We start from the raw sequence: 9,149 nt of genomic DNA on the forward strand, positions 1-9,149 counted from the left end.
GGCTTTTGATCCCCCCCAACCCCCCTTATTAAGGGGGGCTTTTGATCCCCCCAACCCCCCTTATTAAGGGGGGCTAAGAAAGAGAGACTTGGGTTAGATAGTAATATGGTGCGTTGCTAACTACGAATACATGGAAGATGAATTGTTAAAGATAATTCGTAAGATTGAGAGGCTGAAAATTATTAAAAATAGGACTAAGCCAATGGTGCAAGCGTAGCTAATTTCTAAGTTGCGAAAGGCTTGATCGTAAAGGTAATATACTACAGTTTTAGAACTGTTTCTTGGCCCTCCTTGGGTCATAATGTACACTTCTTCAAAAACTTTAGTTGCTGAGATTGCGGAAATTACTGCTACTAATAACAAATAGGGTTTCATTAAGGGAACGGTAATATCCCAATGTTTTTTTAGTCCGTCGGAACCATCGATCGCAGCTGCTTCATAAAGCTCATTAGGAATAGATTGTAACCCGGCTAAATAAATCACCATGTAATAACCTAATCCTTTCCAAATTGTCACTGCCATTACACTAAATAATACCCAGTTTGGACTAGTTAACCAAGGAATTCCTTCGCTAAAACCAATGATTTTAAGTATTTGGTTTAGTAAACCATTTTCCGCATAAAGCCATTTCCAAGCTAGTCCAGCAACTACCATTGAAATAATTACTGGTGTGTAATAAGCGGCGCGAAACCAACTAATTCCTCGCAGTTTTTGGTTAACTAAAATTGCCAATCCTAATGGTAAAACTACTAAAGTTGGCACTACTCCGATTAAGTAAATTATGGTGTTTCTTAAGGTTTGCCAAAATATTTTATCGCCGATTAATCGCTGCAAATTGGCTAATCCTACCCATTCCGGCGCTTGGGTAATATCATATTCATAACGAGTAAAACTTAGGTAAAATGCTTGTAAAGCAGGCCAAATTACCGTTAATCCTAAAATTATTATCGCTGGGAATAAAAATAAGTAAGGAGTAATTTGTTTTTGGTAATTAGTCATTTGTTAAATTCAATTCCCTGCTATCTCAACTAACAATTTAATAACTAATTTTACTAGCGATCGGCATTCGCCAACCAGTACCAAAGGCGCGATCGGTTATTTTTAATCCAGGGGGTGCTTGGCGGCGTTTAAATTCTGCCCTTGATACTAACTTTACTACTTTTTGGACTATCGCAGGATCGTGACCGGAAGCAACTATTTGATCGATCGACTGATGGTTATGAATTAGCTTTTCTAAAATATCATCTAACACATCATAAGGTGGTAAAGAATCTTGGTCAACTTGTCCGGGTTTTAGTTCGGCGCTAGGTGGTTTTTCTATCACATTTTCCGGGATAATTTCCCTTTGTCGATTTAGCCATTGACAAATTGAGTAAACGCGAGTTTTGGGGACATCTGCGATCGCAGCCAATCCCCCATTCATATCACCATATAATGTACAATAACCCACTGCCATTTCTGATTTATTTCCGGTAGAAATTAGCAGATAACCAAATTTATTAGCTATTGCCATTAATAAATTTCCCCGAATTCTAGATTGGATATTTTCTTCGGCAATTCCAAACTCAGTTCCGGCGAAGATATTGATTAGACTATCATCATAAGCGTGCATTAAATTGGCGATCGGTAAAGTATGAGTACTAATTCCCAAATTCCTCGCTAATGCTAAAGCATCTTTAACTGAATGATCCGAACTATAAGGGGAAGGCATTAACACGCCTAAAACATTTTCTGCACCTAACGCTTCTCTGGCGATCGCAGCGACTAAAGATGAATCAATTCCGCCACTTAACCCGATTAAAACTTTAGAAAAACCACATTTATGAGTGTAATCTTGTACTCCTAAAACCAAAGCCAACCAAATTTCTTCGTCCGAATTTTCTGGTTTATGGGCTATAGTTCCAGGGAGAAAGTCTTGGTTTTTTTCATCAAATTCTACAGTAGCCAATTCGGTTTCAAAACTAGCTAAAGCACAGATTAATTCCCCTTGGCGATTGACCGCAAAACTAGTACCATCAAAGATTAAATCATCATTTCCGCCAACTTGATTTGTGTAAATAATTGGTTGTTGATATCTAATGGCGCTGTGACTTAGCATTGCTTTGCGTAAATCTGGCTTTCCTACGGAATAGGGAGAGGCGGAAAGATTGACTGTAAATTTTACCTGCAACTTGGCTAAATCTGCGATCGGATTTACCGCATAATTCCGCTTTCCCCAAAATTCTTCATCATTCCATAAATCTTCGCAAATAGTTACGCCAATTGGAGTTTCATCTAAAATTAAATAATTCGATTCTAAACCTGGCTCAAAGTAACGATCCTCATCAAATACATCATAAGTTGGCAATAACCGTTTATGAAATACCTGTTTAATTTTGCCATTTTCTAATAAAGCGATACTATTAAATAAAGGTTTACCTCCGGTAACTTCTACTTGTGAATTTGCTTGCACAACACCCACTAAAACAGCTAAATTTTCTGGTAAATCTTGCGCTAATTTATCCAATACATTTGCCATTCCCTCAACAAAACTAGGCATTAATAATAAATCTCTGGGTGGATATCCACAGAGAGAAAGTTCTGGAGTTAACAACAACCTTGCACCCAACTCAGCGGCTTTTTTCGCAGCTTTCAGAATCGCTTGGGCGTTACCAGTCAGATCCCCAATAGTGGGGTTAAGTTGAGCGATCGCTATTTTCATAAATTATCACTCTTCATTGGTCATTTGTTATTAGTAATTAATCAATGACTAATAACTCAAAACTACTAAATAAACACCAAAGGTTTATCCTTAAAAGGGACAAAAGCCTCGGCATCAAATCGATATAAACTAGCCGGACGACCTGCGCCACGAGAAACTTTAATTCCCGTATCGCATAAAAAACCTAGCTTTAACAAACGAGAGCGAAAATTAGAGTAATCAGAAAAATTTTCGCCCAAGACAGTAGTATAAAGCTGATAAAGGTCATTTAACGTAAAAACATCTGGTAGAACATCAAAAGCTACCGGACTATATTCTAGTTTATTTCGTAACCTTTGATAGCCATATTCCAAAATTTTATTGTGATCGAAAGCCAATTCAGGTACTTGTTGAATAGGATACCAAGCAATCCCACTTACGCCATCAGCAATTAACTCTGCTTCCGCAAATCTAACTAAAGCAAAATAACTTACTGACAGATAACGCACACCAAAACTATCTGGTGCCTCTCTGGGGTCGCGACCTGGCCCACCAAAGGTATATAATTGCTCCAAATAAAGATTTTTGACTCGAATTTTTTCCGCTAAAATGCGATAGGCTGCATCCTCTAAAGACTCTCCATTTCTAACTAAAGTTCCCGGTAAACACCACTGACCTAAAAAAGGTTCATCATGGCGCATTACTAACAACACTAATAAGCGATTTTGTAAGGTATCAACGGAAAAAATCGCGTTATCTACCCCGACTTTAAAATCAGCTAATGACTGTTTTTTTAACGGATATGCAATTTTTCTCGTCTCGCGTCCTGACATGCGTATAATTGCTCTCGATCGATATATTCTTCAATAGTCGGCGTTAAATTTGTCGTATCTTTATTTTGCCGATAAGCTGTAGAAGAAACATTTGGGCCATTTAGAGAAGCGATCGCTACTTTCGCCCCCAATTCCCAAAGTTCTCCCAAAGTTACCTCTTCTAAAGGAGATCCTGGACGAGGTATTACCAGTAATTCCACTTGCCGCAACAAATCTTCAACTCTGTACCAACGGGGTAGCTGCGTCACCAAATCCGAACCTATTATTAATGTTAGTTCACCATCAGGCCACAAAATTTTCGCTTTTTCCACAGTTTCCAAAGTGCGCGGACTGCTTAATTCTTGATGTAAACCAATATTATATCTCGGAGGGGCAATATCCTTAATTAATAATCTCAGCATCGCCGCCCGATGTTCCAAAGGCGTTTGATGAGATTTAAAAGGATTATCTGAAGCCCAAACTGCTACCCAATCAAAATGTTGCGATAGCCAATTAATGATTGCTTGATGTCCGGTAGTTGGGGGATCGGCACTAGTGCCAAAGAGAGCGATTGTAGTCATAGGTAATAGGTAATAGGTAGTTGATAGTTGGGTTTTTAGCGTTTAGTTTTTTCGGTTAATTCTTGAAGTGCAGGAGAGATTTCTACTGGTAACTGTTGGGGTTTATTTAATTGGCGAGTTGCGGTTGGTAAACTGGCAACGGAATTGCTAGTGCGATCGCGAATTTCCGCCAAACTTGCGGGAGATTTTACCCTTTTTCCTTGTTGTAAAAATAGTTCTAGCAAACCTGTTTCTCCTGCTAAACTTTCACTCATTAAACCCAATCGATCGGCATAAATTTCTCCCTTTTCCCAACAGCGAAAAATTTGTTTTCGCCCCGGATAAGTAACTTTATTACTCGACTGTTTCATTGTGGGAATTCCATCAATTTCCACCAATTTATAAACACCACCCACAGGAACACCTGTAACTAATTTTGTCCCTAAACCATAACCATCAATACAAGCACCAGCCGCCTTTAATTTAGCAATTTCCCATTCATCTAAATCTCCACTCGCCAAAATCGAAACTCCAGGTAAAAGCGATCGCACCTTTTGAGATAAACTCACTAAATCCCCCGAATCTAATCGCACTCCCGACAACTGCATTTCCCCAGCATTGATTCTTTCTAACAACTTTTCGGCAGCTGCAACAGTATCGTAAGTATCGATTAGCAAAGGTGCCCCCGGAAAATACTCATGAAACGCCTGAAAAGCTTCTTCCTCACTTCCAGAAGTCGCCGTCACAGCCATCACCAAAGCATGAGCCATTGTCCCACTAGGCTTTTGTCCCAACTTCAGCGCCGCCAACACATTCGACGTACCATCAAATCCCGCCGCTAAAGCCGATCGCGCCGCCCACAACGCCCCTTGCGGACTAAAAGCCCGTCGCGTGCCAAATTCCAGCAAAGTCGCCTCCGAACCCGCTATATCTCGGATTCGCGCCGCCCTAGTCGCAATCAAACTTTGATAATTCAGCGTATTCAGCAAATAAGTTTCCACAATCTGCCCTTGCCATAACGGTGCTTCCACCCGCAACAAAGGCTCATTCGCAAACACAGCCGTTCCCTCTGGCACTGCCCAAACATCCCCAGTAAAACTGGATTCTGCTAACAGCGACCAAAATTCATCAGGTGCGTGCTGAAAAATCCCCGTTCTCCGTAAAGCATCAATTTGAGCCGAACTAAAGCGCAATTTTGCCAAATAATCTAAGGCTTGTTCTAAGCCCATTGCAATTAAATAACCAAAACCTTCTGGTAATTGGCGCACAAATAATTCAAAACTAGCCCTTGTTCGATCTAAACCTTTACCCACGTAACAAGCCGTCATCGTCAGCTGGTAAAGGTCTGTCAACAAGCTATAATCTTCGGGATAGAGCGCAAGTTCCCTATCCTCAAAGCTTTCTGCCAGTTGAGTGCTTTCTGGCGCTAAACATTTCCAGTCCGGGGCAACCGTCATAGCCCAACTTCCTAGTAAAGTTTTATTACTTCAATTATAGTAACTTTTACCAAAATGATGTCAAGCTATTTTGGGAAATTCGTTTGAAAAGGGGACTGGGGACTGGGGACTGGGGACTGGGGATTGGGATTTTTTTGGGAAAGGGGAAAGGTTAAATTCTCCTCGTCCCTAGTCCCTAATCCCCAATCCCTAATCCCTAATCCCCACCTATGAGAACTTCTTGTTCACTAATCAACAAATAATACAGAATGTTTAGTTTTAGTAGTTTAAGTAAACAATTAGGGGTAGTAAGGACAAAGTATTGCAAACATAATCAAACAAGTGTTGCGATCGCGGTTGCTCGATCGAATTTTGTAGATAATAAAAATCAGATAGACCAAGAAACTATCTTAACTTGCTCAAAAGGGAGAACAATTTTATGGCTAAGATACCTGAAATGTTTGACCGCGTAACTCAGTTCTTCTCTGAAGCTTTAACGAGAATTTTCAGCCCCCCAGAGGATAAGGATTATCCTGAAATTGGCGTACAACCTTTTGAAGGAGATGCTTACAAGAAAACCTCTAAAGGTTCAGATTAATAACAGTGCAAATCAGTAGTCAAATTAATAAACGAGGTCAAACACTTTACTTTCTTTGGCTAGGTAATTCGCCTGTGGGAAATTCTGCGATCGCCTAGCCTCCCGTTATCATACAACTTTTTCATGGAAATTCTTCCTAGAGAAAATGGGTAGCGAAATTAATTCCCTACCCATTTTCAGCTGAACACTTCAGTTTTTATAACGAACTGGGCAATATTTCCATCAGGAAAAAGCATAAAGCAGCACTACCAACCGGAACAGTGATATTATCTACACCTAACTTAGAAAAAGCTTCTAAACCAGTAGCAATTAAAGCTACAGCGATCGGCACTACATAAACTTGCCAAATGTTACCTTCAACAGCAAATAAAATCAAACTAGCCACTAAATAACTAACTAAAGCCATTGTTAAAGAACCTTCCCAACTTTTTTGGATACCACCAATTTTGTAAGGATGTTTGCCATATTTTTGTCCAATTAAAGCCGCTAGTCCATCGCCCCAAGTCATGACTAAAATACCTATAGCTGCATATTGAGGCTGTTCGATCGCCCAAAACCAAGCTACTAAAATTCCAATACTTGCAGCATAAAAAAAAGTGCCTAAACTTTTCCGCCCTACACTATTAATCCCCGGAAGAATCGGAAATTTATAAGATAAAAGAGTAACCACACTCGCTAAAATAGAAGCTGTAATTCCTACCCAAGCTGGGATTTCTAACCACCAAGCTAGAAGAATTACTTGCCCTGTACCGATATGAACTACTTTCCGAATTTTTTCAGGATCGGTGCTGGTGTAAAGGTGCAATAATTCAGCAATCAGGACGATCGCACCCACCCAAACCCCAGCGATCGCAATCTTAAACCACAAACTAGACATGAATGGAAAAATTGACACAGTTTTTAATTTAATCAAAGTTTTACTAATTTGGCTAATTCGTGGCTATCGGATGTTCATTTCTCCTTTGTTCCCACCTTCCTGCCGTTATCAGCCCACCTGTTCTCAGTATGCCATGCAAGCGATCGAACGTTTCGGCCCTTGGCGCGGAACAATAATGGCGATACGTCGCATTTTACGCTGTCACCCCTTCCATCCCGGAGGTTACGATCCTGTTCCCGAAGTTGAAGCTTGTAATTGTCACCCAAAAACCAGAGAATTTGCCGAAAAAACAATAAATAACAATTTAAAGTAGTTTTTGTTTAACCGTGACCATTATTACGTTCATTATCGCTAAAATATTGGGTTATCGATAAACTTTTCTGGTTTCAATCCCTGAAAGGGATTAATTGAAGTTTCAACGTGAAGCAGTAGCAATTAATTGGGGGAAAATTTCCCCTGTTTCAATCCCTGAAAGGGATTAATTGAAGTTTCAACTCGCTTTCTCCCGAACCATCCCCAAAACTTGAGGAGTTTCAATCCCTGAAAGGGATTAATTGAAGTTTCAACCATCCTTTGTCTGAGCATTTAAAAATCGCGCTAGTTCTTGTTTCAATCCCTGAAAGGGATTAATTGAAGTTTCAACCTTATTGTTTGTCCTACTCACGGGTTAGTCGTTGGTTTCAATCCCTGAAAGGGATTAATTGAAGTTTCAACCTGCTATTATCAACGCTAAAAACGATAATGCTTATCCGTTTCAATCCCTGAAAGGGATTAATTGAAGTTTCAACCGTAGTAATAGCCAGCGAATACAGCCTGCTCTTCTTGGTTTCAATCCCTGAAAGGGATTAATTGAAGTTTCAACGAATTTCGCTCAAAATGCGTTCCGATCATTGATTTGATTTGTTTCAATCCCTGAAAGGGATTAATTGAAGTTTCAACCTCGATCGCTATCAGGTCGCTAAGAGGTACGCCCAGTTTCAATCCCTGAAAGGGATTAATTGAAGTTTCAACGAACATAGCTTGTGCAGCAGCGCGATCGTCATTGTTTCAATCCCTGAAAGGGATTAATTGAAGTTTCAACATATTGCGGTGAAACGAGCCAATTTAGCCCCATCAGTTTCAATCCCTGAAAGGGATTAATTGAAGTTTCAACGATTGAGCTTAGATGACATTGCGTTACACTTCCCCCGTTTCAATCCCTGAAAGGGATTAATTGAAGTTTCAACAATTGTTCTGTTGGATGCGTTCAATTCGTTCAAGCGTTTCAATCCCTGAAAGGGATTAATTGAAGTTTCAACAATATTGTTGCTACTGCCAATGTAGTAGATTTCGGTTTCAATCCCTGAAAGGGATTAATTGAAGTTTCAACGCAACTTGAGTCTCAAGTTAAAGCGAAAAGATAACTACGTTTCAATCCCTGAAAGGGATTAATTGAAGTTTCAACAGAGCGAAGTTGGTTCCCCGACATTCTCTCCTGAGGTTTCAATCCCTGAAAGGGATTAATTGAAGTTTCAACCAATGATTAGCTATTCCGTATTCGGTCAATGCCAGTTTCAATCCCTGAAAGGGATTAATTGAAGTTTCAACAAGCTTCAGGACTTGCTACCCCTAATTCCTGTAAATTTCGGTTTCAATCCCTGAAAGGGATTAATTGAAGTTTCAACTTACTGCGAGATGGGTCAATGCCCAAGTCAGTCAGTTTCAATCCCTGAAAGGGATTAATTGAAGTTTCAACTTTCCTGGTAGAGGGCAGCGTGAAACACCTGTTACCGTTTCAATCCCTGAAAGGGATTAATTGAAGTTTCAACCTTAAATCAATTCCATCAATCGATTGGATCGATCACTCTTCTCGATGTTTCAATCCCTGAAAGGGATTAATTGAAGTTTCAACTTTAGCATTCTCCCTAAAGAGTTCCGGGAAACACAGTTTCAATCCCTGAAAGGGATTAATTGAAGTTTCAACAATTTTTGGTTTCGTCGGTGCGATCGGCACTGGGAAGTTTCAATCCCTGAAAGGGATTAATTGAAGTTTCAACTCACAAGGACCATTCTTGAGAATGCGACCTTCAATGCGTTTCAATCCCTGAAAGGGATTAATTGAAGTTTCAACATTATTTGCTGCTCCCGCGAGAGCAGATTTCGCGTTTCAATCCCTGAAAGGGATTAATTGAAGTTTCAACAGTTAT

Annotated in this window: 8 protein-coding genes and 1 CRISPR repeat array; of the genes, 2 read left to right on the forward strand and 6 right to left on the reverse strand. The window is 39.9% G+C overall.

All coding sequences use genetic code 11. The annotated features are described in order from the left end of the window. Window positions 1–120: 120 nt before the first annotated feature. From ACE1B6_RS15275 to ACE1B6_RS15295, 5 genes are all read right to left on the reverse strand, one after another. Window positions 121–999: a carbohydrate ABC transporter permease gene (locus tag ACE1B6_RS15275; protein ID WP_413258097.1), complete on the reverse strand. Its 879-nt coding sequence runs from the start codon at window positions 997–999 to the stop codon at window positions 121–123. A gap of 37 nt (window positions 1,000–1,036) precedes the next feature. Next, window positions 1,037–2,701, reverse strand: a complete 1,665-nt coding sequence (locus tag ACE1B6_RS15280; RefSeq protein WP_413258098.1) for an NAD+ synthase — start codon at window positions 2,699–2,701, stop codon at window positions 1,037–1,039. A 65-nt stretch (window positions 2,702–2,766) separates the two neighbouring features. After that, a complete protein-coding gene (locus ACE1B6_RS15285) occupies window positions 2,767–3,513 on the reverse strand; it encodes an NUDIX hydrolase (RefSeq protein ID WP_413258099.1) in 747 nt (248 codons plus the stop codon). Beyond that, a complete protein-coding gene (locus tag ACE1B6_RS15290; protein WP_413258100.1) occupies window positions 3,474–4,073 on the reverse strand; it encodes a nicotinate-nucleotide adenylyltransferase in 600 nt (199 codons plus the stop codon). Before ACE1B6_RS15290 ends, ACE1B6_RS15285 begins: the two co-directional genes overlap by 40 nt. Before the next feature lie 35 nt (window positions 4,074–4,108). Further along, entirely contained in the window at window positions 4,109–5,509 is a 1,401-nt protein-coding gene (locus ACE1B6_RS15295; protein WP_413258101.1) for a nicotinate phosphoribosyltransferase, read from the reverse strand. A gap of 418 nt (window positions 5,510–5,927) precedes the next feature. Here ACE1B6_RS15295 and ACE1B6_RS15300 point away from each other — a divergent pair, with 418 nt between their 5' ends. Beyond that, window positions 5,928–6,086 (forward strand): hypothetical protein, encoded by a 159-nt coding sequence (locus tag ACE1B6_RS15300; RefSeq protein WP_413258102.1) that lies wholly within the window; start codon window positions 5,928–5,930, stop codon window positions 6,084–6,086. 196 nt (window positions 6,087–6,282) lie between these two features. On the opposite strand, the gene ACE1B6_RS15305 is transcribed toward ACE1B6_RS15300, so the two are convergent. Beyond that, a complete protein-coding gene (locus ACE1B6_RS15305) occupies window positions 6,283–6,963 on the reverse strand; it encodes a diacylglycerol/polyprenol kinase family protein (RefSeq protein WP_413258111.1) in 681 nt (226 codons plus the stop codon). A 31-nt stretch (window positions 6,964–6,994) separates the two neighbouring features. Here ACE1B6_RS15305 and yidD point away from each other — a divergent pair, with 31 nt between their 5' ends. Further along, window positions 6,995–7,276 (forward strand): membrane protein insertion efficiency factor YidD, encoded by a 282-nt coding sequence (gene yidD, locus ACE1B6_RS15310; protein WP_413258112.1) that lies wholly within the window; start codon window positions 6,995–6,997, stop codon window positions 7,274–7,276. Window positions 7,277–7,346: 70 nt separating this feature from the next. Continuing rightward, a CRISPR array of direct repeats spans window positions 7,347–9,143; the repeat unit is 37 nt; unit sequence GTTTCAATCCCTGAAAGGGATTAATTGAAGTTTCAAC. Window positions 9,144–9,149: the final 6 nt, after the last annotated feature.

The sequence above is a fragment of the Floridaenema fluviatile BLCC-F154 genome, assembly GCF_041929135.1.
GTDB lineage: Bacteria > Cyanobacteriota > Cyanobacteriia > Cyanobacteriales > Aerosakkonemataceae > Floridanema > Floridanema fluviatile.

Coding starts and splice junctions, on each gene's coding strand:
- ACE1B6_RS15300 (WP_413258102.1), top strand. CDS start 5,928: ATGGCTAAGATACCTGAAATGTTTGACCGCGTAACTCAGTTCTTCTCT.
- ACE1B6_RS15285 (WP_413258099.1), bottom strand. CDS start 3,513: ATGTCAGGACGCGAGACGAGAAAAATTGCATATCCGTTAAAAAAACAG.
- ACE1B6_RS15295 (WP_413258101.1), bottom strand. CDS start 5,509: ATGACGGTTGCCCCGGACTGGAAATGTTTAGCGCCAGAAAGCACTCAA.
- ACE1B6_RS15305 (WP_413258111.1), bottom strand. CDS start 6,963: ATGTCTAGTTTGTGGTTTAAGATTGCGATCGCTGGGGTTTGGGTGGGT.
- ACE1B6_RS15290 (WP_413258100.1), bottom strand. CDS start 4,073: ATGACTACAATCGCTCTCTTTGGCACTAGTGCCGATCCCCCAACTACC.
- ACE1B6_RS15275 (WP_413258097.1), bottom strand. CDS start 999: ATGACTAATTACCAAAAACAAATTACTCCTTACTTATTTTTATTCCCA.
- ACE1B6_RS15280 (WP_413258098.1), bottom strand. CDS start 2,701: ATGAAAATAGCGATCGCTCAACTTAACCCCACTATTGGGGATCTGACT.